The 25352-nt window shown below is 40.9% G+C and carries 15 protein-coding genes; 1 reads left to right on the forward strand and 14 read right to left on the reverse strand.

Annotated features, from left to right (window positions below; translation table 11 throughout):
* Window positions 1–15 precede the first annotated feature (15 nt).
* The 9 genes from BLQ87_RS25650 to BLQ87_RS25690 all read right to left on the reverse strand — a co-directional run bounded on the left by BLQ87_RS25650 (window position 16) and on the right by BLQ87_RS25690 (window position 15175).
* Window positions 16–615, reverse strand: coding sequence for an RNA polymerase sigma factor (locus tag BLQ87_RS25650; RefSeq protein WP_074611788.1), 600 nt, complete (start codon window positions 613–615; stop codon window positions 16–18).
* A 286-nt stretch (window positions 616–901) separates the two neighbouring features.
* On the reverse strand, window positions 902–2854 hold the full coding sequence (locus tag BLQ87_RS25655) for a glycoside hydrolase family 97 protein (protein WP_074611789.1): 1953 nt from the start codon (window positions 2852–2854) through the stop codon (window positions 902–904).
* A gap of 14 nt (window positions 2855–2868) precedes the next feature.
* Window positions 2869–5049, reverse strand: coding sequence for a GH92 family glycosyl hydrolase (locus BLQ87_RS25660; protein WP_245723930.1), 2181 nt, complete (start codon window positions 5047–5049; stop codon window positions 2869–2871).
* A gap of 147 nt (window positions 5050–5196) precedes the next feature.
* Entirely contained in the window at window positions 5197–7248 is a 2052-nt protein-coding gene (locus BLQ87_RS25665) for a glycoside hydrolase (protein WP_074611790.1), read from the reverse strand.
* Window positions 7249–7317: 69 nt separating this feature from the next.
* Window positions 7318–8703 (reverse strand): RagB/SusD family nutrient uptake outer membrane protein, encoded by a 1386-nt coding sequence (locus BLQ87_RS25670; protein WP_172664968.1) that lies wholly within the window; start codon window positions 8701–8703, stop codon window positions 7318–7320.
* Between the two features lie 123 nt (window positions 8704–8826).
* Window positions 8827–12234, reverse strand: coding sequence for a TonB-dependent receptor (locus BLQ87_RS25675; RefSeq protein WP_074611791.1), 3408 nt, complete (start codon window positions 12232–12234; stop codon window positions 8827–8829).
* 272 nt (window positions 12235–12506) lie between these two features.
* Window positions 12507–13445 carry a FecR domain-containing protein gene (locus BLQ87_RS25680; protein WP_074611792.1) on the reverse strand — a complete coding sequence of 313 codons (939 nt, stop codon included), beginning with the start codon at window positions 13443–13445 and terminating at the stop codon, window positions 12507–12509.
* A gap of 56 nt (window positions 13446–13501) precedes the next feature.
* On the reverse strand, window positions 13502–14050 hold the full coding sequence (locus BLQ87_RS25685) for an RNA polymerase sigma-70 factor (protein WP_074611793.1): 549 nt from the start codon (window positions 14048–14050) through the stop codon (window positions 13502–13504).
* 234 nt (window positions 14051–14284) lie between these two features.
* The gene (locus BLQ87_RS25690; protein ID WP_074612002.1) at window positions 14285–15175 is read right to left on the reverse strand and encodes a phytanoyl-CoA dioxygenase family protein; all 891 of its coding nucleotides are present in this window, start codon (window positions 15173–15175) and stop codon (window positions 14285–14287) included.
* A 206-nt stretch (window positions 15176–15381) separates the two neighbouring features.
* Between BLQ87_RS25690 and BLQ87_RS25695 the strand changes: the two genes are divergently transcribed.
* The gene (locus BLQ87_RS25695) at window positions 15382–16230 is read left to right on the forward strand and encodes an AraC family transcriptional regulator (RefSeq protein WP_074611794.1); all 849 of its coding nucleotides are present in this window, start codon (window positions 15382–15384) and stop codon (window positions 16228–16230) included.
* 59 nt (window positions 16231–16289) lie between these two features.
* Here BLQ87_RS25695 and BLQ87_RS25700 read toward each other — a convergent pair whose 3' ends face one another.
* From BLQ87_RS25700 to BLQ87_RS25720, 5 genes are all read right to left on the reverse strand, one after another.
* Complete coding sequence (locus BLQ87_RS25700; protein WP_074611795.1) at window positions 16290–17846, reverse strand: sulfatase-like hydrolase/transferase; 1557 nt, start codon at window positions 17844–17846, stop codon at window positions 16290–16292.
* A gap of 106 nt (window positions 17847–17952) precedes the next feature.
* The gene (locus BLQ87_RS25705) at window positions 17953–19782 is read right to left on the reverse strand and encodes a RagB/SusD family nutrient uptake outer membrane protein (protein WP_074612004.1); all 1830 of its coding nucleotides are present in this window, start codon (window positions 19780–19782) and stop codon (window positions 17953–17955) included.
* 10 nt (window positions 19783–19792) lie between these two features.
* Window positions 19793–23122, reverse strand: a complete 3330-nt coding sequence (locus BLQ87_RS25710) for a TonB-dependent receptor (protein WP_172664969.1) — start codon at window positions 23120–23122, stop codon at window positions 19793–19795.
* Between the two features lie 312 nt (window positions 23123–23434).
* Window positions 23435–24583 carry a FecR family protein gene (locus BLQ87_RS25715; protein WP_245723931.1) on the reverse strand — a complete coding sequence of 383 codons (1149 nt, stop codon included), beginning with the start codon at window positions 24581–24583 and terminating at the stop codon, window positions 23435–23437.
* A 112-nt stretch (window positions 24584–24695) separates the two neighbouring features.
* Complete coding sequence (locus BLQ87_RS25720) at window positions 24696–25241, reverse strand: RNA polymerase sigma factor (protein WP_083362062.1); 546 nt, start codon at window positions 25239–25241, stop codon at window positions 24696–24698.
* Window positions 25242–25352: the final 111 nt, after the last annotated feature.

Below are 25352 nucleotides of genomic sequence, written 5' to 3' on the forward strand. Positions count from 1 at the left end.
AAAAGTAGTTGTATGTTAAAGAAAAAAGGGGATCAATACATACAGCAGAGGCCAGCCTGTATGGTAATGAAGATGCTGTTTGATGAAGAGAATAGCCTCATACAATTGCTTTTTGACTGCCGACTTACTGATATTCAAAGAGCCGGAAATTTCATCAATAGACATATTCTGCTGTGTACGCATATCGAATATCTTCTTTCTTTGAGGAGTTAAGCAATCGATTGCCATTTCGGCCGAAGTTAAATATTCTGAATAGATTAGGTTGTTCTCCAGAGGTGAGCCCTTAGACTCCTCCTGATGTTCCAATTGACCAATTATTTTTTGGAAACATTGCTCACGTTTGCGGGCATCAATTAGTTGATGCTTGGCCATCTTGAATGTATAAGCCTCAAATGACTTCAAACTAGTTAAAGTTTCCCTCCGAATCCATATCTTCAGGAATACCTCCTGAACTATTTCTTCAGCCTGCTCTTTAGAAGCATCGGTAAAAGGATAAACAAAACGGTATAATAAAGGCGTATAATAAGTATAGAGCTGAGAATAAGCATTACTGTCCCCTGATGCAACTCGTTCGAGAAGCACCTTTTCGTCAAAGACAGGCCCAGAATTTTGCATCTATAGTTTGATTTTGTATTTGGTTTCAATCGAAATTAGTGGTGTAAAACGACATTTCCTAATTTCAGGAAACATAAAAACTATGCAAACGTTTGTCTTTCAATCAAAAGGCCATTTTTAAAATTAGCATTATAATAGGAGCAATCAAAACATAACTTTCCTCATCTTTTGATTGCTACTGCCCCTTATTCCAATCTATTTTAAATACATACGTTTCGGTAAGGGATTGATCGGGCGGAAGCATGAAATTTTCGGAAATACACTGTATAAAAAAATTTCAATCATCTTATTTATTCATTTTGATAGATTTGAAAGTCAGGCAAGCACCTCCACCAGGTGCCAGAGACACATGTAGGATTTCTTTACTGGAAACGGTCTTTTTATCAAGGATATATGTTTCTCTGTTTGTAAGATAGTGCGCATCAGCCCCATCTTGTATGATTTCAACTTCATATTCACCTTTACCCAGAAAAGTTAGCGGAATGTTCAGCTTTCTTCCTGATTCACTGGTAGCAGCCCCTACTAAAAAAGTATCCTTGGTCTGTCGCATCATGACAATGTACTCGCCTATCTCGCCTGCCAGTGTCTTGCTCTCTACCCATGGCATCTTTTGCCCGGAAATGAAACGGAATAAAGGAGGATATTTACGATAGAATTCCGGAATATCAGGTATTATGGTAGCTCCCGAAAAAGTGATTAAAGTACGGGCAGCTTCAGCGGTCAGTGTAGATGGAACAGGCAGATTACAGTCTGTGCGGGTAGTATTACCCTGACGCAAATCAAACATACCATTGTTCATATCTAAAGGGCCCGCAACCATGTTAACAAAAACAGAAGTAACAAAAGTTTTCGGCAGAAATATTTGATGTCCGTCCAACTGAGCCTGACAAAACTCTCGTGTAACCGCGTTCGGCCAAGTGCGCATCTGTCCGTAAGGGTGAACCGGATCATCATGATAATCTACCAATAAATGGTTTTCCGCACAAAGCCTGGTTACTGTTTGCGTCCAACGATTTTTTTCTTCATGATTTCCCCTCATAAATCCATATTTAACACCTGCTGCTCCCCATTCCCCATACTGTTTTAAAGTCTTTTCGATTGGGAATTTCTTACCTCCCACATCGTTCAGGTAAAGCCATATTCCTACTCCCTTTTCTTTTCCGTACTGAATGAGTTTGCGCACATCATTAACTTTATCACCAGATACCGGATCCGAATCCGAATGAAATTCAGGCCCATACCAATTTGCGTCTAGCACTAAATAACCTAAGCCTTGCTCTGCTGCAAAATCAACAGCACGCAGCCATGATGGATAGGACATCTCATAGCTGAATCCGTCCGTTTTTGCACCGTTCATTCTCCAATCCCACAGTGCCAGACCGGGTTTTACCCATGAAAAATCGTATTCGGGCAATGGTGCAGGGTTTAGTAGTTCGATGATATGCGAATCTGTCAAAGCTCCCCGCGTTGTTCCATACAGAATAACACGCCATGCTGACTTATATCCAGGGTACAATTTTGCAGGTTTGGACGAAAGCGTAAATACCCGTCCTCCCTTTTTTGCATTAAGAACCAATGGCTCCCCATCAATTAAATAAGCTTCATGGATGGCTAAGTAGTCCTGACTATCTGCTTTTATCGTCATAGGAGGTAATCTTCTGCCATCACTTTCAGTTAGCAGTTCCGGCCCGATGTTGTGATTCTCACCATTGTAACACCATGCAGTAAAATTGTCGGTAAAGTGGTAAGCTGTTAGTTCCGAAGTAACCCCTATGGTCTTTGTTTCCGTTGAAGGAACTTCGTACCGGAAGGCAATTCCATCGTTATATACGCGTGCTACGATTTGTATGTTTTGTAATAAATTGGATGTCTGATTGCTTATCATCAAAACGAGTTCATTGAAATGGTCGTCTACTTTTGCCCGTTTTCCCCAAATCGGCTTCCAGACATCTCTTACTTCCCGACGAGATGCGCGCACTACCTTCCATCCGACATAAGGGATCACATCCCCATTTTCCAACTTAAAGCCCAATGGAGATCGATCAATAAGTTGTCTGTTCTTCCCTTTGAAAGAATAGATGAATTGTCCGTTTACATTCCGGGACAATTCCATTGTCATACTTTTATCCGGGGACTTGATTTTGTACTTTCCCAATGTATCATTCCCATATAGCGGGTGTAATCCAAGAAAACCAAGAACCCCAATCAGCAGGAAATAGTATCTAATTTTATTTTCCATAATATATTTTTATTTTATTTAGAACGAAATTCCAGAATTCCGCCTTCCATGATATCTTTCACCGGTATAAATGGCTTGTCAAGCACTTTTCCATCAAAAGAAATTTTAGTTAGCAACGCTTTCTTGCCGACTTCTGAAGCTTTGATAATTAATTGTTTATTGTCTTTCAACCTCAATGTGACCTCTTTGAAACGAGGTATACCAAGGGCATATTCACCGGAAGCCGGCGTAAGGGGATAAAATCCCAACGTACTGAAAAGATACCAGGCTGACATTTGTCCACAGTCATCGTTACCTGACAGACCATCAGGTTTGTTCTTGTAATTGCTTTCGATAATCCCCGGAATTCGCAACTGTGTTTTGTCCAGCCGATCACAAAAGTTGTACATATACACAAAATGATGGCCTGGTTCATTGTCATGGTGGTAATGGCCTCCATCGAAATTCTTGTCCAATTCCGAAGCAAACTGTTCTTTTCCACCAAGCAGATCTACCAATCCAGGAACATTCTGCATTACACAAAATCGATACGTCCATTTCCCTCCCTCTGTAAACCCTTCGTCCGGACTGCCCCAGTTTCCGTTTGTCTTACGCGCCTGAAAGAATCCCGTTTTCGAATTATAAAGGTTCTTATAGTACTCCGAACGCTTCATCAATATTTTATAGTCCTCCATATGTCCCAAACCTTTTGCCATTTGCGCAATACTGTAATCATCCATTGCAAACTCCATCGTGCCTGAAACAGATTCATTGGTTTTATCAGCGGCAACGTAACCCAGTTTCATATAATTGGTCAGCCCTCCTCTTGCTTCGTAGTTACCAGTCCATAGTTGACGGTCTGCCCAACGAGAGCTATCGTCACCTGCTGGCGCAGAAAATGCATTCTTCCGGATGGCCTTATAGGCTTCCTCAAGATCATAGCCTCTGAATCCATTCACATACGCATCGGCTATAACAGCATCTGAATGCGTTCCGATCATAATATTCGTATAGCTGGGATTCGGCCATTTGGGTATCCATCCGCCCTCTTGATACATCTGCACCAAAGCCGTCACCATTCCATTCACACGGTCAGGCTGAGTCAACTGCAGCCATGGATGCTGGGCACGAAATGTGTCCCATAGAGAATAGGCATTATAAGAGATTCCTTCGTGTACCTTATCATCAAACGCGCTGTAGTACCTGCCATATTCCGAGAACTCCCTGGGGTATTGCATCGTACGAAAAAAAGCGGTATAAAATATATCCAGATCATCTTTTGAAGCACCTTTAATGGCAATTTTACTCAAATTTGCAGACCAGATTTCTTTTACTTTCTTCTTGGTATCTCCGAATGAAGCCCTTTCCGGCATCTCCTGTTTTAAGTTGTCCTGCGCCTGAACATAGTCGATAAATGACGATCCTATTCTGATCTCCACCAGGTCTGTACCAGCAGCAAATTCTATATATCCTCCAACATTGGAGCCTTCTTCTGTTTGATTTCCTTCTTTTTTAAGGCCGTCTCTCCAGGTTCCATGAACTTGAAATGGCTTAGAGAATTTCAACACGTAATACCCTTTAAGATTTTTTAGCACCGGGCCTAAGTGGCTGTCGTGTCTTTCTTTGTTATATATCCTAACTTCCTGCTTATCCGGAAGTACCTGTATACCTCCTCCATCTTTTTCACGTCCGGCCTCAAGGAATAATATTGCTTTCTCGTTTTTTGGATATTTTATCCTGAAAAACGAACACCTTGAGGTAGCGGTGAACTCCGTTGTAATTGTGCTTTCCTTACTGACACCATATTCAATCTTATATGAATAAGGGGTTGCGACCTCTTTGGATCGATCAAGCTTTACGGCACGCTGTTCAGGCTTTATTTTTAAACTTCCAACCTGAGGCATCAGAGTAAAAAAACCATAATCACCCATCCAGACTGCCGGCTGATGAGTAGCCATAAATCCGAGCAAATGCGCATCGCGGTGGTGATACATTGTTTTTGAAATGTCATTAATCCGCGTCACAGCACACCACTGCGTCATCCCGAAAGGTGCGCTTACAGCAGGCGTCGTCCCTCCGTACTCTGTAGGATGTTTTCCATCGCTTCCGATAAACATGTTTACGTGCTTTATCGGCTCCTGAGCGTCAGCAGGAAGCATACAGATAAACAATAACCAAAACAGTGCACCCGCTTTAATATTTAATAATTTCATCATATTTTAATTCAATTGTTCAATTACAAAGAAATAGGCCGGAGCGCTCTGGTTCCACATCATAAAGCTGTTTTACGATTTTTTTTTAATTTAGCAGAGCATCTTTATCTTTACGTAAAGATGCTCTTACTTTATCAATAGATTTTCTATCTATTTTGCATCTGTGAATTGAAAATCTGCAGTTTGGATCCTAGTGACCGGCTGATTATTGACAAGCGACAGCGATTGTTCGATTCGCGGGCCTTTCGCAACAAAGCCATTCTCCGGCAACAGATACTTCTTTCCACCAACTGTTGTATTATAAGGCTTCTTACCGAAATTGACAATCACCTGAGTACCATCGGAAAACAACGTGCGCTGAACGTCCCGGTCAGCTGTCAGGAATTCATGACTGAGCATTTCCTTTTCTGCAATTGCCTCGTGCAAATTGCAGACATTGCGATACGTCCTCAGAAAGGTCTCCCGGGCTATTTCCCATGATCCTTGCTCATTTGGACCGGGACCACCTGTTTTTTTGTTGGCCCATAGGATTGGCATCGTTCCGTAAAGGATATTAAAAGCATCCTTCTTTGCAGTCAGCTCCGGAGCAGCACTCAAAAGAAAATCGTTGGAATCTCCCCAATACCAAGTGGATACAACACAATCATGAAAAACCAATTCCCAGAGCGGAGCACGATACTGATGGCCGATCCCCCATTTTTCGTACTGCTCCCATTTTGGATAGTCTTTCTTTTTGGGGTGTTGAAGATAGGGTGCAGACCATGCATAGTAATCGGTACCCCCACTCATCATGCCCTCAATATAATCGATTACCGGAACAGACCACCACCGGCCGTGTTCTCCACCTGTAACCAGGCCAAGCGACTGGACATAGCCAAGCAGGTCAACCCCGGCTTGGCGCTTCTCCGTACGTGTTAGCAGATGCTTTTCGTCGTAGCATTCGTACAGGTCTTCAGCCGTGGTCACGTCTATAAATCGTCCAAGATACGGGCGGGTCTTTAAAACCTTAGGGATCGTCAACTCCGCAGCGTGCCTCCAAAAGGCAGGACACCTCTTCATAGACTGTTTCCCATCCCATGAACGCCATGCCAGCATGCGTGTACTGTCACTTTTGAGCACTACGTTTTCCGGCACCAAATCGTGACCACTATCAATTATGCCATTTGCTTCCAGCGGAAAAACATCCTGATAGGCATCGTAAGCGCTCGTTAAATAACCCAGTTCGTTAATGGCCTTCATTTCCTCTGGTGGTGCAGAACCATTAATGATCATCTTCTTAACTCCGGCTGCTTTTGCCGCCTTTGCAAACGCGAGGCTTTCGCCATCCCAGACATCAACTGCTCCAAACAGGCGGTTCAGGTTCGGGTTTTTCTTAATCTTTTCCGAGAAGGGCACGATCAGCCCATGTTTTTGAGCATAGGTCCGATAGCGTTTGGCCAATGCCACATAGCCCCCCTGGGAAATAAAATTATAGATCATACGCCTCGAATATCCAAAGCGCTTCAAACTTGGTCCCCATCCTACACGGGGTGCAACTACCTCATGATCTCCAGTCTTAAGTGGCACCATGTCGAAGTAAGCATCGTCGGATGTTTCCAATATGATTCCATATCCAAACCCCTTCTCCATATCACAGACTCCTACCCAAGGCATATCGAGCAAAGAAGTACCGAAACGTTTTTGAGGAAAAGGTTTGAGGTTTAAAGGGTAGAGGTGGCCATTGCTGAAATCGGCGATAGCAAGAGCCCCACTCTCCGAGTTGAGTTGAAACGGATCGAGAAACGGAATTTCTTCAATCACCGTATTCCGATCCTTCATATCTGCCTCAATAAACAAGTCGGATGATGTATTTGACAAGGTCAGTTTCAGCGTCAATACATAGGGCTTAGTCCCGAACTCCGTCTCAAATTGCAGACCTCGTACCGGGCCGTCAATGGCACTAATGTTTCGAACATGGCGCTCACTCAGGGGCGCTTGCTTCCATTCCCGCCGACCACCTTTATCGTAGACCGTCAAGGCACCACTTTTAGCGTCAACGTTTACCTTTAAATGGTCGTTTTCCAATAACCACGTGTTACCCTTCTGCGCAACACGGGTTTTGGAACTCTCAACATCTGATCGCTTGCTTGTCCTGGAAGACTGCCCTTTTACGACCAAAACAACAAGAACGACTAAACTTATGATTACAAATATTTTTTTCATTTCAACTCTTTCCTATTTAATTTACTGCGCTTCTTTTTTTCAAGAAACACAGGTTAGCTGTACGACTCTTTAATAACCTGGATTTTGCTTGATTTTCCCTTTTGATTCATCAAGGATATTTTGAGGGAGCGGAAATAAAACCATATAGGACTGCGCACTTATATATCCTTCCTGATGAGCAGTTGAGATAAACTTATTATGACGGATTAAATCCCTTCTACGATGACCTTCACAAAATAATTCCCGGCCTCTTTCATCCAGGATAAAATCACTGAATGCGTCCTTCCCTGCAGTTGCTGATGCCGGAATAGAATTAGGTAGTCCAACACGCTTACGTATTTGCTCTACATAGCCGATGGCTTCTGGAGTTGGACCATTTTGTTCATTAATAGCTTCCGCCAATTCCAAAAGGACATCCGAATACCGATAAATCACTTTATCGTTCCCAGCCTTTTCAGATGTTTGCTTCGGATCTTCCGGATATTTGATTGGAATCGCCCCATTCTTCAAATGTTCGTAATTGTAGCGGGTTGCCAACACTGAGTCAGTTGCTCCTGCCGGCAAGTATTTAAACTCTCCAATCAGGGACTTCAGTCTGTTGTCTCCTTTTTCATATTTATCATAAAAACGCCATGGCGTGCTATGCACATTCCATCTTTGGATCAGCGTATTTTTCAACGGATAATTAGGTGGAACAACATGTGTCATCCAGGTATTACCATCTCCCCCTTCAGAAAGGCAGGAAACCGCCCAAATGACCTCTTTGTTTTTCTCATTCTCCACAGCAAAAACAGAAGCATAAGAAGGTTGCAGTTCATATCCAAGTTTTAATATCTCCCGGCAAACCTGTTCAGCATCATTCCAACGCTTTTCCTGCAAATAAAGCTTGGCCAATATGGCATAGGCAGTCCCTTTAGTGAAACGTCCAAAATCAGGCCCGGCATATCTTTCGGGCAGTACGGCAGCAGATTCCTTCAAATCTTTCTCGATCAGGTTTACAAAATCATTTTTCGGCATCCGTTCCAGAATAACTTCATTTCCCGGATCCCTCAAAATTGCCGGATCCATCACTACACCGGCTGTACCATAAAAATCATATAAAAAGAACATGTATTGCCCACGTGCACATTGTACTTCAGCTACAAATTCCTGTTTCCGTTTGTCATTCATTGGTGTACGCTGCAAATCATCCATCAGAAGTGTCGCCCGGCTTACATGCTTGATCCAGTCACTATAATGCTTTGTTACCGCATTCGTTGTCGAATTCCATATGAATTTCTCCACGACCTCTAAATCAGAACGACGCAGCCCCATATCATCGGCTGCCAGGTTTGACAACATCAGGTAGGTTTCTACATAACAATCATATATTCCGCCTTGTCCGCGCATGGGGCTATAAATCGCGGTCACAGCTGCCCGGGCATCATTTTCATTTTTGAAATAATTATCCGGCATGATTCTATCTTTTATGATAGGGTCTAAATTACTCAAGCAGGAAGACATCCCTAATACTAAGAAACACATTAGGGTATATACTACTTTTCTAGTATGCAAAAATCTTTTCATTTTCTATGATTATTAAAAAATTACATTTACTCCAAAAGAAACAGTTAATTGAGTTGGATAAGCCGCTATGCCATCCATTTCCGGATCTACGCCGCTATATTTTGTAATAATAAACGGATTCTGTATATCTGAATAAAGACGAAGACTTTGTACAACTTTACCCAGGCGCTTTATCTTAGGTAATGTATATCCTAAGGTTATATTTTTACAGCGTAGAAAATCTGCATTTTCCAGCCAAAAATCAGAAGGTCTCTCGTATGGATTAGACACGCTGGTCGGATACTTCCCATTTTGATGATCATGAGTCCAACGATTTTTTACGGCATCAGCCATATTTGATCCGGCTCTTAACGCATCAGAACCATTTACATAACCCAGATATGCAGGCGGATCCAGTTTCCTTCCGAAATAACCATAGAAGAAAACATTCAGGTCAAAATTCTTGTATTCAAAAGTATTTCCGAAGCCAATATGAAACTTGGATGTTCTTGTACCGAGATAAACAATATCTGCATCGTCCAGTTTCCCATCCGCACCAGCCACCAATTCACCATTCGCCCCACGTCCATTCACATCCTTATATTTAATCATACCAGGTTTGGCATTTGGCATATGCACAAGCTTTGAGCTTCCATCCGGATTCATGTCGGAAGTCCGTACCAATCCGTCAGACAAATAAATATAATAAGGATTCAACATGTCTTTTGCATTTTCGTAAATGGCTTTCTTCCACTGAGGGTTTCTTTCCAGCCATCGGTCACGATATAACGAAAATGTAAAATCTGTAGACCACTTAAAGTCACCAGTCAGGTTGCGGGAACCAATTCCTAATTCAAAACCTTTACTGCCTTTTGCACCAATATTCGCCATAACGGTATTAATTGGATTATACTGCATTAGCACCTTCGTATCAAGCAAATCTGAGACACGTCGGGTAAAGAATTCCACTGAGCCGGTTATCCTGTTTTTGAAAAATCCGAAGTCCAGCCCCAGATTGAGTTCTGTTGTCGTTTCCCATTTCAAATCAGGGTTGGCCAACTGGCTCTGGGATACGCCGACTGAAGACTGATCACCGAAAATATAATTAGATCCGGTTGAATATAGTGCCAGTGAATTCGCTCCTATATTGGAATTACCGGTCTGGCCGAAACTGACACGCCATTTCAGGTCGGATACCACCTTCTGTTCTTTCATAAAGTTCTCGTTTATGATGCGCCAGGCAAGAGCTACAGAAGGAAAATATCCCCATTTATGATTTTTCGCAAATTTGGAAGAGGCATCCCCACGTATCGTAGCTGAAACCAAATAACGGTCATCATAATTATAGTTTAAACGAGAAAATACTGAGCCTAAGATTTCTTCGTTAGCATAGGAACCAACTCTTGGTTTTATGCTTTCACCCGCGCCCAAATTATTCCATAGAAATGCATCCGTAATAAAACGGCTGTTTCCGGCATCAACGCCATCTGTAGAAAAGTGTTGGTAAGAGTATCCCCCCATTGCTGATATCGTATGACGATCAGCAATCGTTTTAACATAAGAAGCTGTGAGATCAAACAATTCGTTTGAACGATTCAAAAATGCCCTGGTAGCCTGTCCACCTTCCTTAAGTCCATATAATGTCGTTTTAGGCATATATGTATTTCGCTCGCCTTTTTCCTGCTGAAAGCCTGCATTCATTTTTACATCCAGGCCCTGAACAGGAGTTACTGTCAAATAGAAATTGCCCAGCAATCCATTGATTTTATTTTGATCGCTTACATCCAGCAAAGAAACCGCATTCGGTAAAAAGGGCAGGTTCGGGTCTAGCAGAAATTTTCCCTCTTTATCGTAAATAGGAAGTGAGGGGTTCGAGCTCATCGCTGCCCTAATTACACCCGCATTTTCATTTTGGCCATTGCTCAATGCCACATTCGCATTGTTAACCTGACTGATATTAAGGTTAATGCCGGTTTTTATAAATTTCCCTAATTTCTGATCAAAGTTTGCCCGGCCGGAATAACGTTTAATTCCATTATTCTTAATAACGCCAAGCTGATCAAAGATGCTTCCAGAGACGTAATAAGATGTTTGTTCCGTCCCCCCTCTCAAAGACAAGTTGTGTTGGGCAATACGCCCGTCTCTCTCTACCGCACCCAGCCAATCCGTGTTTTGTGCGTTAGCAATATCCTTTTCGGAATACTTAGGAACATAAGGGCTGGCTACAGATCCCGGGTCTATATTTCCATAAGGGCTTATTCTATTGTTGGATAACCAATTTTCATAAATCACCCTATTGGTCTCTTTCATAAAGTCCCAGGCATTTAACATCTCTATTTGTTTCACCTTCTTTTGCGTTGACATGGATCCTGAATATTGAACTGTTGCACGTTCTCCATTTTTACCGCGTTTGGTTGTAATTAAAACAACACCATTAGCCGCACGGGCGCCATAGATCGCTGTTGCCGCTGCATCCTTCAAAATTTCAATCGATTCAATATCCCCCGGATTTAAGTTATTCAAAGGAGATTTACTTCCGGAACTATACTTTCCGCCACCTGGCTCCATATTTTCGGCAGAAATAGGATAACCATCAATGACATAAAGCGGACCTGAATTACCAGCACCACCGGAAGCGTTACCCCTGATCTGTATCCAAACCCCGGATCCCGGTTGGGCACTGGTCTGAGATACCTGCAAGCCCGAAGCTTTACCTGACATCATTTGGCCCAATGACATATTTCCGGTTTGAGGCAGGTCTTTAGCTTTAATCTGGCTGACCGCACCAGTCAAGTCGCCTTTCTTCACGGCTCCATAACCTATGACAACTACTTCCTCCAGATTTTTAGCGTCATTTGCTAAGACGATGTCGATCGAAGATTGCCCATTGACCTCTCTCGCAACCGACTCATAGCTTACATGCGAGAATAGGAGTGTCGCGGTTGACTTCACCTTGATACTATACTGTCCATCCGAACCGGTCAACTGATTGTTCTTCACTCCCTGTTCGCCCACAGATATCCCCGGCAAAGGTTTTCCGTCTTTATCCAGAACGTGTCCGGACACTTGAATCTGTCGCTGCGGTGTCTGAGGGAGATCTTTTCCCTGCCGTATTAGAATGATATTCCGATCCTCGATTACATAACGGATATCCGTTCCTTTAAATAGTTCGTTCAAAACTGTTTCCAGCTTTTCATTTTTAAAATGAGCTGCAACGGATTTGTTTAAATTGATCACCATGTTATCATAAATAAACAGGTAACTGGTTTGCTTTTCAATCTTGCCGATCGCTTCCTTAAGAGAAATCGCATTCGCATTTATCGAAACAGATTTGGTTTGCGCCGACACCTGTGCGCTCGCTAAAGTAAGTGCGATCACAAAAACGGCATATCTGGCTTTTTTAACAAATTGTAAAATATTTTTTAAGTTTATATTTCTCATAAACGTTTATTATTTGGTTGTGCTTGGTCCAGGTTATGAATAATTACGGTGGAGAAAATCTGGCTCTCCTTTTTGAAAGTGGGTCTACTGACTATTTCCGTCATAGGCGTTATGTGTTTAAGTTTATATTTGGTTAACTACACATAAGACGATTTAGCAAAGACTATCCCTAGCCCTTTTCTATAATTTTTATTTTCAGTATCCCAGCGTCAAAAAAAAACGGACTATCAGATTGATATCCTGCTGATTTTAAACATTTCACAAAAAAAATGCTAATGAATTATGTATTCATTAGTTTCAAAATCACGCTGGTAAGTAAAATCATTGTTCAATTGCAAAACCCTTAGCATATGCTCCACACCATCATCCATCCAGAATTTCCCGGTGTATCTTCTATTTGCCAACTTTTTGTTTTTATTCGTAATTTTAATGTGGTAATAGATTTCCACTTTTTGAAACAGACTTTCTACAGACTCATTTTCGAAACACAACAGACCTTCCCTCCAGCGGTAAGGATCCATATTACCTATGGTATCAATTCTTAAATTTCCATGCTCCTCTACTACTTTTTGATTCGGATGGAGTATAAATTTCTTCCCCTTCGCACTTTCGATTTCTACACGCCCACTCATCAAAGCCGTTTCAAAGTTGTCAGTCCCATAGGCCTTGACGTTAAAATCTGTCCCCAACACTTTGACCGCATAGTTTTCCGTTTTCACAATAAACGGCAAGTGCTCATTATGCACCACATCCAGGCGACCTTCCCCGTTCAGATAAACTTCTCTTTTTTCAGCATCGAATCTGCCCGGAAAACGGAAGGTACTGTTCGCATTTAGCCAAACCTTCGTGCCATCCTGCAAAATCAGCTCCACACGCTGACCAGCGGGCACATGAACGGTTTGCATACCCATCGGGTCTTCTAAGGTTGATTTTTCCTTCCATATAAATGACCTCACATTCCAGAACAAACTGATCACCAACAATACAGCAGCAGCTGTACGAAGCCAGGAGAGTCTGATGATGTTATTTTTACGAGGTACTGCTGATTCCTCTTGTTCTTCTATGTCCTCCCAGACCGACACGACATAAGCTTTATGGAGGGATTGATATTCGTTTTTATGGGTAGGGTCTGCCTCAATCCATTCCAATACCTTCCGTCTTTCTTCATCAGAGGCCTGACCATCAATGTATTTTAACAACAGTTTTTCCATAAGTAAGATAGTTTCGTAAAATAAAGACGATTGAGGGCCCCACTTCCCTAACCAGATTAAAAGAAAAACAAGAAAACACTTAAGTAATCTTTCAGATTTACGGAGAGTACTTTCAGTGCTTTAGACATGTGATATTCCACCCCTTTTACCGATATATCCAATTGTTGGGCAATTTCTTTACCGGAAAGATTTTCCTGACGGCTCATTAAAAAAACCTGACGTGTCTTTTCCGGAAGCGACTGCAATGTCTGATTGGCAATCTCTGTAATTTCTTTAGTGAGCATCTCTTCTTCATGCATGCTTTCGAGGGTATCGATGCGCAGTTGCAAATCTCTACTCTCCCAATCTTCAATTGATTCTATTATTTTACGCCTTACCTTCTGATGTTTGAGATAGTCCAGTGATTTATTCTTAATGACCCGAAACAGGAAACTCTTCACCGACAACACCTCTTCCTTCTTCATCCGTTCCCATAGTATACACAAAGCATCGGATGCAATATCTTCCGCGACTTCATCCAGACGCACAAAAGATTTCGCAAACAGAACCGATCGATGATGATAACTTTTAAATAATTGAGCAAAGCTTTGTTTCAGCGTTTCCATTACATAATTAAGGACTCCTGCAAAGACTTATCTTTTTATCCTGACAAAATTCCCTATATTATTCTGTCAGATCTTTAAAATTGGCCGCTCGCAAAATATTGTGAAATGTAACAATTTTATGTAATAATCATAATACTTAGTGTTAAATAATGTTTTCACAAAGCGTATCACTTGATCGAAGCCTTTGATGTCATTACCAGAGATACTCTAAAATGAACGCGATCTGTTTAGGAATTAAATCGGGATGTCGGGAGAAAATATCAGTGGAAAAAACTGCCCTTCCATTTGCTGTCCTGCTTTTATAGGTGGCACACCTTTGAGCAATATTTCGTCCGTATTGGATTTTGTACCGTCAGTAAATACATTTAGAACGAACGCGCTTCTGGAACAAGGTGATTTATTGGGAAACGAACCATGAACCATTAAAGGATGATGAAATGTAGCATGCCCCTTTTTGAGTTCGATAGGAACAGGCTTAAATTCTGCCTTCTGTTCTTCTGTTAAGTACTGCATCAAGCCCTCCATATCACCTGCCAGATCTGGCTTATCCAGCAAGCCCCAATTGTGACTTTTAGGTACATAATATAAACAACCGTTTTCGGTGCTGGCATCATCCAATCCAACCCAGCAAGTTAAATGCTGCATCGGTCCTGTACGTGTCCAATAAGAATAATCCTGGTGCCAGGCCACAACTCCCCCATGTCTTGCTGGTTTACAAAACAACTGATCATGCCAGAAACGTACTGCCTTATTGCCTAAGATCTGACTGGCAGCCATGGCAAAGGCCGGATTCCATATCACATCGTGAAATCCTTCTGTAATGCGCCATGCCCCTAATGCATGAAATAAAACGGAATCAGGATCAACGGATTCATTACTGTGAAACTCATGGAACAATCCATTCAATGGATGTTTGGGATCTACAATTTCCTCTAATTCTTTATGCAGGCGATCAATCTGCCATTCATCCAATAATTTTACGCCACTCAGGTATCCGAACTCTTTAAAAAAATCCAGTTGTTCATTACTGAGTTTGTATGGTTCCCAGTCGGACGATTTTACCGGCCATTTAAACAGATCGGAAATAAGCTGATGTTTTTTTGAAAGGTCCTGGTTAGTTGGCATGGTCATCAATTTTATGAAATGTCAGGTAAATAGATTTTTTCTTTATAGATCTGACATCGCAAATTCGATATTCTCCGATTAAAAAAAAGTAATCTGATTACTTAAAAAAGAAACTATCTTATCTATTTTTCTTATCTTGAAACAGGCATTATAATAATAAAAGTTTTTTTTTACGAGGTTTGATTTACTTAAAGAAATGATTTAAGATGAAACTTATCGAAGAAAAGCTGCCATTAAGCAGCGATTGTTCCTTTATAGTAAAAACCTTTACAACGCCAGAATATGAATTGGGCTGGCACCACCACATCGAGTATGAGCTGGTATTGATTATTAAAGGCGAAGGTACCAGCTTTATCGGTAACCATATTGGCGAATATCAGGCACAAGACATCTATTTTATGGGATCGAATCTACCCCATGCTTTTCCTAAAAAACGAGCTGAAATGATCGCAAGTGCTCTTGTTATACAATTTAAGGACAATTTCTGGGGAGATGATTTCCTTGATTTACCAGAGTGCAAACGGTTAAGGGCATTATTAGACAAGGCCCGTTATGGTATTAAATTAACTGGAAGTGTTAAAAAGGAACTTGCAGTAAGTATCAGCGCCTTAGAACACAAACAAGGGCTGCAACGGATTATTGGCCTTTGTCAATGTCTGGACATGATGAGCCAACAGGAAGATATCCGGCAACTTTCGACCTTAGAGGCGGCTAAGTTAATTGATAAAGACAATGGAAAGATCAATAAGATTTTTCAATATACAATGCAATCTTTCCAGCAAAAGATTAGTTTAAAAGAAGTTGCAGATCTGGCCTGTATGAGCGTACCTGCATTTTGTAATTATTTCAAAAAACGCACGAAAAAGACCTATTTTGATTTTCTCGCTGAGATACGCATTAGCCACGCTTGTACCTTATTGCTGGATACAGCTAAACCCATTGTGGAGGTCTGTTTTGAAAGCGGATATAATTCCCTACCTAACTTCAGGAAACAGTTTTTCAAATTGAAAGAAATCGGCCCACTGCAATACCGGAAAAAATTTTCCGGTATTTGAGTAACAGACCGTATGAGAATAATTCGGCTCAAGTTTAATTTTATCTCTGGTAGCGTATATTAAATTCCTTTCACATCCCTGTTATCATTAAACCAGCCATTATTCACATCGCCATCACATTTCTCAGTTAATATCTTTTTTAAAGTTTCCACTTTATCGGGCTGTTGTAGTATCAGATCATGTTCTTCTTTATAATCGTTGGGCAAATAATAGAGCTGATAAATTTTCTTCGCTGCAAGGTACCGCAGCTTCCATCCATCATTAGTGACTAATGCCGGCCCCATAGGCGATGCGAAGGCAATGGCATGATGTTGTGTTTCATTTTTCTTTCCTTTTAAGGTCGACAAAAACGAAACGCCATCTTTTTTGTCTTTTGGCTTTACCTGTAACAGTTCTGCCATGGTTGCCATAAAATCGTAATTGCCCACCAATTGTTGCGATACCACATTTTGTTTAAAATATCCCGGCCAACTTACAAACAAAGGGACTCTGGCACCGCCTTCCCAATTCATTCGCTTTAAACCAGCCATGCCATTATTGCCATCAAACACATCACCACCAATACTACTATAAAATTTTTCGCTAATGTTGTCGAATCCCTTTCCGGTTTGCATATTCTTGTAGGGCTTCTCTACACGGCCTTTGTAGCTGTAGTACAATTCGTGGCCATTATCTGAAGAAAAAACGATGATGGTATTTTTCTCCAAACCCGTTTTTTTCAACTCATCCATAATTACACCTACGTTATCATCCAGCTTCTTAAGCATGGAAGCATATTCCTTCTCAATTTGCGTTAGTTTGTTGTTAAAAACAAAATCGGGATGAATAGCTGGAATAGCCACAGGGCCGTGAGGCAACTGCGTAGAATGGTAAAGAAAGAATGGTTTGTTTTTGTTTTGATGAATAAACGAAAGCATCTTATCTAAAAACAAATCCTGTGAATAAACCGTTTTTCCCTCCATGTTCCAACGTTCATTCTCACCTTCTACCGAGCCCCATTCGCCGGTTTTTCCAGCATCGGGTCTGGTGTTACCCGGAATAGAAATCATCTTACCGTTTTCATGCAAAAACATAGGATAAAAACCATGACATTGCTGATGGTCGTAATAACCATACCAGTAATCCCATCCATGCTTTTTCATTTGTTTGGTAGTGGTTACAAAACCATAATCCAGTTTTCCAATTTCACCGGTAACGTATCCAGCCTGTTTAAATACTTGTGGTAAATAGGTAATGTCGGGTTCATTATTAACCACACTATCTACTTTGGCTTGTGCCTGCTCATCAGACAATAAACCTTTGGCTACCTTTTCATAAATACCCGCTTGGGTTAATACATATTTCCCTTTGCGGCAATCGCTATAGCCAGTGATTAAGCTAGCCCGCGATGGTGCACAATAAACACCTCCGTACGAACGGTTAAAACTTACGCCTTGTTTTGCAATCTTATCAATATTCGGCGTCTTTACGATTTTCTGTCCGTAATACGATAGCATGCCACGCCCCATATCATCGGCAAGGATATAAATAACATTGGGCTTTGATACCACAGCCTTTTGTGCATTACCCGTAAATGCCTGTATTGAAAACAAAATATAAAAAGTGATTTTCTTCATTTCTCTTTAATAATTTTTATGGTTGATACCGAATGAACAGAGCACCATCTGTTGACATCATACAATAAAGCATGTTCCCGAAATCGGGAACATGCTTTTTGCTTTACTACCAGCCTGGATTTTGTATAATATTTGGATTAAGTGCAATTTGAGCAGTGGGAATCGGATACAAATAATATTTGTCTAACCATCCTTTCCCTCCGGCTACAGGATCATCCCAAACATAGCACCTGCCGGCATCTTTCCCAGTAGTAACAAACTTGAGTGAAGCAGGCAAGCCACCCTGCCAGGATGAAGCTAGTCTTGCACCCAAGGGTTGAACATTGATGAAATAATCCGCCTTCTTCCATCTTCTAACATCATGAAAACTAAAGCCTTCCCCCATCAATTCAACCATTCTTTCTCTTCTTATTTCCCAAAGTACCGGCTCCACCAAAGGATCACGTAAAGGATCAAAAGCAGCATTAATATCAGTCACAATCATTTGACCGACATTTACACGTGCACGCAGTTTATTAATAGTAAGGTTGGCTGCGGATTGATCGAATTCTCCCAGCTCATATTTTGCTTCCGCATAGTTTAGCATCGTTTCTTCTATATGAAAAAGCGGAACATCGGTTGTTGAAAAATTAGCACCACCTGTAACATTGGTTTCAGTGTTGTAATACATGTAAAAATAATAACCCGTATTGCAGGAAACAGGTGCCTGATTAACTTTAGCTCCTTGTATATTGGGAGAATTCAAAATAACAAAGGGCTGCCAGCTTTTTACAGGGAATGACCTGTTAGCCGTTTTATCTAATGCATTCATTACATCGATGTATTCTCTGTCCAGGGTATTGCCGGTATGACTCCAGGTCGTATTGTTAAGCGGTCCGTTTACTTTATATGGAGGAATTACCCGATATAACAAACGAGGATCCCGATTCCTGAATTCGTCATTTATAGTGGCATCGCCGTTATACAAAGGACTTTTTGAAATGGTTTTACCATCAATGCACAAATATCTTTCTAAAGTCCGGGCATGCATTTCCACTTTCTGGCCACCGCCTCTTTCAGCTCTCGAAAATGGCTGCATCATAATGGAGTTTGTATACTCCTTGAACAAAAAGACACCGGGATAATCTTTTAATACTTCAGAAGACCATAACTGTTGATAACTACTACCAATAGCTGGTGTAGCATCTATCAATAATTTTGATACACGGGCACACTCTGTTAAATACATGTTTGCATTTTGGAGGCTATGGTATTTCCTCCATGTTCCTTCAAACAAGGCAAACCTGGACAACAATGCTCTTACCACTTTTTGATTAATCGTATTGCTGGATGCGCCTTCACCCTGAACTTTAATATTTGTTTCGGCATATTGAAGATCTCTTAAAATGTTAGCGGCGACCTCATCCCGTCCTGTTCTTGAACCTTGAATGATATTTTCGTCTGATTCTTTCACGACATGTTCCAGCCATGGTACATCTCCAAAACGGGCCAGTAATTCCAGATAATGATATGATCTAAAGAACAAACCTACCGAACGCCAGTGTTTTTTATCGATATCATTCATTGTTGACTGATCAATATGATCCAGCATGATGTTAACACTTCGTATAAAAGAGAAGTCCCAACCTCCTGCATTTTGTTCAGGAGTAACCAATTGCCATGCCCATGGATTTCGCAATTGGGCTTTATTCTGTAAAATACCACTCAAAAAATCGCCATTATACATACAGCCAAGGGCATCATTGGTCCCTACATATTGCACATGAGTGGGACTTTCGAATATATCATACAATGACCACCCGTACGTTTTAAAATTATCGTAAGTAATAAAAGCTGTTTCCTCAATAAGTCGGTCTTTGGGATATTTGTCTAAAAAACTCTTTTTGCAGGAATATAAACTGATTAATGCAAGTATATAAATAGTTGTTCTTTTCATTGCCTTTAAATTAGAAGTTAACATTTATTCCAAATGAATAGGTGGCCATTTGAGGATATTGCCAGGATAGCAATTCCGGATCCAACCCGGGTATCAACTTAGTGAAGGTGAGCATGTTCTCACCGCTAAAAAATATCCGGGCGCCTGTTACAGGGATCTTTCCAAACCATGATTTTGGAACAACATAGCTAAGTGAAACATTTTTTACACGAAGATAAGAAGCGTTCTGAAGGAATTTAGTTTGTACTCTCTGATTAACCGCATGCGATTCTCCGGCATCTTTGTACAACCGGCCATAATACGCATCTTTGTGCTCCGGTGTCCAATAATCTAATTGGTATTTGTTGAAAGTGGAGAATTTTCCGGCATGTGGAAACATCAGATCTCCCCCAATCCAATAGTCTCTTTTAGCTACCCCCTGCAGCAAAATAGATAAATCCAGATTTTTCCAGCCAACAGAAGCATTAAACCCAAAATTATAACGGGGGCTGTTATTACCTATAACTTTTCTATCGCCGGAATTAGTCAACGTACCATTACCAATATCAATCTGATTGGTGGAATTCGAATCATCCATGAGGTTTTTATATTTTATATCTCCCTCATGCGAAATCACTCCCTGAATAGCAACCACATCTTTTTTCAAAGCACCATTAGCTTCAAAATCATCGGCAGTATAAAATCCATCGGTTACATAACCCCATACCTCACCCAGTTCCATTCCTTCATAGTAATCGCTGAGTACTTTATTTTCATTACGATACCTGGTAATGACACTTCTGGAATTGTACAAGTTGAAAGCTGCCGAATACCTCCAGTCACCTATTTTATCACGCCATTGTATGGAAAACTCCCATCCTTTTGTTTTAAGATCTGCGGCGTTTTGCAATGGTGCCTTTACGCCAACTACTGCGGGAAAATCAAGCCCTGGCGCCAACATCCCGAGTGTATTTCGTTCGTACCAATCAAAATTTGCGGAAAACCGGTCCCCTAAAAAGGCTACATCAACGCCAATGTCAATCGTATTTACCTTCTCCCAAGTAAAATCTTTACGTACCAATCCAGGTGTTGTCAACGAGGTAGGTCGGAGGCCATTGGATATCCAGAATGGTTGGTATGGGCTCATAACTGAATAAAACTGGTAGTCGTCAATGCTCTGATTGCCCAGGGAACCATAAGATGCCCTGACCTTAAGCGTATTCATCCAATGACTAAATGATTCCATGAATGACTCCCTGCTTAACACCCAACCGGCAGATACTGAAGGGAAAAACCCATAGCGATGATCGGCAGGGAATTTGGAACTACCGTCGTACCTGCCATTGGCTTCGAGTAAATATTTGTCTTTAAAATTATAGTTGAGGCGATAAAAACCACTCCGTATGGCATATTCATTAAACCGGTCTTTTGATTCAATTATTCCTGTACCTCCTGAAATGGAGGGCAGACCATTACTAATCATGTAATAGTTCTTGGATGACAGGCCTTCTGAAGTACTTTCCTCCTGGTTGAATCCAGCTGTAAGTTTTATGGTATGAGATTTCAAAAATGTTTTCTCATGGGTCAAATAGGCATTCAGGGATTTATAGGTCATCTGGCTTATCTCTTTAAAATAAGCGGTAGATTGATCAGATGGATCTAATGCATTTTCAACCCCCCGCTGCAGCCAATACAAATTGTTGTACCATTTATGATCTTGAATATTGGTTTCGTAAGTATATTCAAGATAGCCTTTAAGTCCATTAAGAGGTGACAATTCGGTACGGGAAAAGACGCGGGTATTTTTATTTAACCAGCTTTCCAGGTCACTGTTCCTGATAATATTTGAAGGTGTGTTTACCGGATACATGACACCATTATACGGCAAAGAATCTTTAGGGTAATAGGAAGGATGTGAGGTTCCAAACAAACCAAATTCACCAGAATTTTTTGGTGTTGTTCTATACCCATTTGCATATTTAACATCCAGTGAAGTGGCAACCCACCGGTTAATATCTGCGTTTACATAAGCAGATACGTTGGTTCTTTTATAAGCATCTTTATTGGTTATAAGTATCCCATCTTCCGATGTCCGTCCGAGCGAGAACCGGTAGGCGATATGCTCACTGCCCCCAGATGCGGATATATTGTGAATGTACTTGCTAGCCGCCCCTGAGGTCATATCTTTGATCTCATCATTCGACTTTAAAAAATAGCGATAGCCCTCGTCCTCAACCCATCCTGCCTCCGGGAAATTGCCTGGATTAGCATTATACTGTTTAATGAGGCCGAGCCATTTATCTACATTCTGGCCTGACCAATAAGTTGTATACCCCATATCTTTATAACCCTGGATCGTTTCTATTGGCGAAGCTTTTTCAGGAATATCGATCGGCTTTTCAAATGCAAAATTGCCATTATAGGTTAATTGCGTTTTTTGATTTTTTTTACCTTTTTTGGTGGTAATAATAACCACTCCGAAAGACGCCCTTGCTCCGTATATTGCAGCCGAAGCCGCATCTTTTAACACAGAAACTGTTTCAATATCCGCAGGGTTTATCAGGTCAAGATTTGTAGTTACAACGTTATCCACTAAAATCAAAGGGCTTCCACCGTTTATAGAGGTGATACCGCGTATATTTATGCTTTTACTTGCTCCGGGATTTGCACCCCCCGAAACAGTAAGGCCCGGTACCGCTCCCTGCAATGCAGATCCAACATTAGCAACTGGCCGGTCTCCAAGAACCTTGTCCATAGAGACTACAGAAACGGCTCCGGTCAGGTTGCTTTTCTTTTGCGTGCCATACCCAACTACGACCACCTCACTTAACTCTGATTTATTCTCTTTGAGAACAATATTAATACTTGTTTGATTTCCCACAATGATGGTCTGAGTTACAAAACCTACAGCGGATACAATAATTTCTTGTTCTCCGTTTAGTATCGAAATCGAAAAGTCACCATTTTCATTTGTATAGGTTCCCTTTTTTGTCCCTTTTATCAAAATACTTACAGATGGTATAGGTTTACCGCCCTCGTCGACGACCTTCCCTTTAATGTCAATTATTTTAAGTCTTTTATCAAAAAAAAGCTCAGGAAGTCCTTCCTTCTTTTTAATAGAGATCACTTTACCGTTAATTTCATAAGCCAGATCAAGCCCGTCCAGTGATTTTTTAAGTGCATCTTCAATACTGGCATTCCTTATGACAACATTTATCTTTTGTGTTTGGTTCAGTGTTTTAACATCATAAATAAAGCTATAGCCACTTTGTTTCCGTATTTCCTTTAAAACAGTTTCCAAAGATGCATTGCGCTGGTTTATAGTAATGCGCTGGCCAAATGTCGCTGCACTGACCTGCATTAGAGATGCTATTAATATTACGGTGGTTAATCGCATAATTAGCAAGATTTTATGGCATAGGGCATTAGGTATACCCCATTTCACGGTATATTTTTTATACATTTGATAAGTTTGGTTATGTAGTATGCCTTTACTTTCCACGGCGGGGCAACTACTGGTTACAGTTGATAATTTATTGGCTGGCGCCAAACATCAACCAGGTCTTACTATAAGGTCTGGTTGTTTTTTCCACTTTTTCTATTGTAAGTTTTTAGCTATAGTTCCTTTCTTTTTATGGTTCATCATGCGATGTTTTAAATAGGCTGATGAATATTATTTATTTATGTAAATTTTCTTCCCTTCGATCTTAAACTTTACCAATCCGGCAGATTCTATTGATTTCAAAACAGAGGACAGTTTTTCATTTCTCGAAACCCATCCCCCTATTTCCATATCATCAGGGACCGAAGCATTGTAAATGATTTCTACATCGTACCATCTGGCAATTTTTCGCATCGCAACTTTAAAGTTTATATGGTTCAGATATAATTCTCCATTCTTCCAATCTGTAATACTTTCTATATTGACTTCTTCAACTTTGATTTTACCGCTGTTATTCAGGGCCTGCTCACCCGGTTTTATGATTTGTTTATTTATACCGTCAGTTACTTTAACGGAACCTTCCAACAATGTAGTTGCAATTATCGGTTCGTCTGCGTAGGCATTCACGTTAAAATGTGTTCCCAACACCTCTACGCGCTGTCCTTTACTTTCTACAACAAAAGGATGCGTTTTATCTTTGGCAACTTCAAAATAAGCTTCTCCTTCAAGTTTTACCAAACGCGCGCTGTGCCCACGCTCCATAAGGCCGGCAGAATAAGTTAAACTTGAGGCAGCGTTAAGCCAAACTTTACTTTTATCAGGGAGGGTTAAAATATAAGTTTCACCTTTAGCTGTACTTAGGGTATTGATTTGATTAAGATTATCATTGGTTTCTTTGACCTCATAAACAAGCTGCCCGTCTGCTGTTTTCGTTACACTGATACCGGTTTCTTTGGCAATTTGACCATTTGCAGCATCGGATAATCTAATTTTTTTTCCATTGGCCAAAGTAAGGGTAGCGCCTTGTTTGCCTGGGGCAATATCCTCTGATACTGAAACAAGTTCAGGAGTATGATCAGGATCAGGGGATGTATAAAACCAAATGCAGAAAGCAATAGCGACTAGTGCAGCTGTGGCAGCAGCTATGCGGGGCCACAGCCTGAAGGTTTTTGGGGTAGCATATCTTTTATGAAATTCGACCAGTGATAACTCTGTATCAAAACCATTCATTACTTTCAGATCAGAAAATACATTGGTTTTATTGTTAAATGAATCAAACATACGTTTAAACGAAGCATCCCCTATCAGTTTTGCCTCCAGTTCAGCTTTCTGCCGAACGTTCAATTTACCTTCATGATATGCTGCAATCAGATCTGCCAATTGCAATAGATTATCGGTTTCGTTCAAGTTCATCTGGGTTGATTTTACTATGAAACGACGCGAGTGCAAATTGTCCCGAATAAAAAATAAGATTTTCAGAAAAAAATTAAGATTAGCGTCCTGTGCTCCCTGCCAGCAACAAGAACATCAGAAAAAGATCTAATGGGATTTTGGATTTTAAGGTGGCTATTCCTGTTGATTTGAGGTTTCTTACCGTTTTTTCGGATAAGCCCAGCGTCGCTGCAATATCTTCATTCTTCATGCCTTCGAAATAACTCATTTCAATAATTTTTCCTGAATGCCCCGGCAGTTCTTTGATTTCCACCAATATTTTTCTGAGTACCTCGGCCCTCACCAATTCAAAGTCATAAGACCCTTCATCTTTCCAGGTTAAGCTAAATTCAAACTGCCGCTCTTTAGCATGTTTATTCTGCTTTAAATAATCCAGGCTGGCATTTCGGACAGCCGTGTACAGCCATGCTCTGGCATTATCCGTTTCGTTAAACTCCCGTTTACTCAGAATCAGTTTGGTAAAGACTTCCTCAACAACATCTTTAGCTGTTTCTACGTCCCCCACCATCTTCAAGGAGAAAAAGCACAATGCCTGAAAATAAGTCCGGTACATATTATTAAAGTGCTCTTCCGATGGTATTGACATTACGCTTTAGTATTACCCGATTAATTTCACCTATCTAATATACGGCATTTGTTGCCGCCAAAGCTGTATATAATATTCGATATTCTCAAATGAGAAAATTAAATCGTCCAG

This window comes from Pedobacter steynii (genome assembly GCF_900103665.1).
GTDB classification, from domain to species: domain Bacteria; phylum Bacteroidota; class Bacteroidia; order Sphingobacteriales; family Sphingobacteriaceae; genus Pedobacter; species Pedobacter steynii.

Coding starts and splice junctions, on each gene's coding strand:
- BLQ87_RS25650 (WP_074611788.1), bottom strand. CDS start 615: ATGCAAAATTCTGGGCCTGTCTTTGACGAAAAGGTGCTTCTCGAACGA.
- BLQ87_RS25690 (WP_074612002.1), bottom strand. CDS start 15,175: ATGCCAACTAACCAGGACCTTTCAAAAAAACATCAGCTTATTTCCGAT.
- BLQ87_RS25700 (WP_074611795.1), bottom strand. CDS start 17,846: ATGAAGAAAATCACTTTTTATATTTTGTTTTCAATACAGGCATTTACG.
- BLQ87_RS25710 (WP_172664969.1), bottom strand. CDS start 23,122: ATGCAGGTCAGTGCAGCGACATTTGGCCAGCGCATTACTATAAACCAG.
- BLQ87_RS25705 (WP_074612004.1), bottom strand. CDS start 19,782: ATGAAAAGAACAACTATTTATATACTTGCATTAATCAGTTTATATTCC.
- BLQ87_RS25685 (WP_074611793.1), bottom strand. CDS start 14,050: ATGGAAACGCTGAAACAAAGCTTTGCTCAATTATTTAAAAGTTATCAT.
- BLQ87_RS25680 (WP_074611792.1), bottom strand. CDS start 13,445: ATGGAAAAACTGTTGTTAAAATACATTGATGGTCAGGCCTCTGATGAA.
- BLQ87_RS25695 (WP_074611794.1), top strand. CDS start 15,382: ATGAAACTTATCGAAGAAAAGCTGCCATTAAGCAGCGATTGTTCCTTT.
- BLQ87_RS25660 (WP_245723930.1), bottom strand. CDS start 5,049: ATGATGAAATTATTAAATATTAAAGCGGGTGCACTGTTTTGGTTATTG.
- BLQ87_RS25720 (WP_083362062.1), bottom strand. CDS start 25,241: ATGTCAATACCATCGGAAGAGCACTTTAATAATATGTACCGGACTTAT.
- BLQ87_RS25670 (WP_172664968.1), bottom strand. CDS start 8,703: ATGCCGGATAATTATTTCAAAAATGAAAATGATGCCCGGGCAGCTGTG.
- BLQ87_RS25665 (WP_074611790.1), bottom strand. CDS start 7,248: ATGAAAAAAATATTTGTAATCATAAGTTTAGTCGTTCTTGTTGTTTTG.
- BLQ87_RS25655 (WP_074611789.1), bottom strand. CDS start 2,854: ATGGAAAATAAAATTAGATACTATTTCCTGCTGATTGGGGTTCTTGGT.
- BLQ87_RS25675 (WP_074611791.1), bottom strand. CDS start 12,234: ATGAGAAATATAAACTTAAAAAATATTTTACAATTTGTTAAAAAAGCC.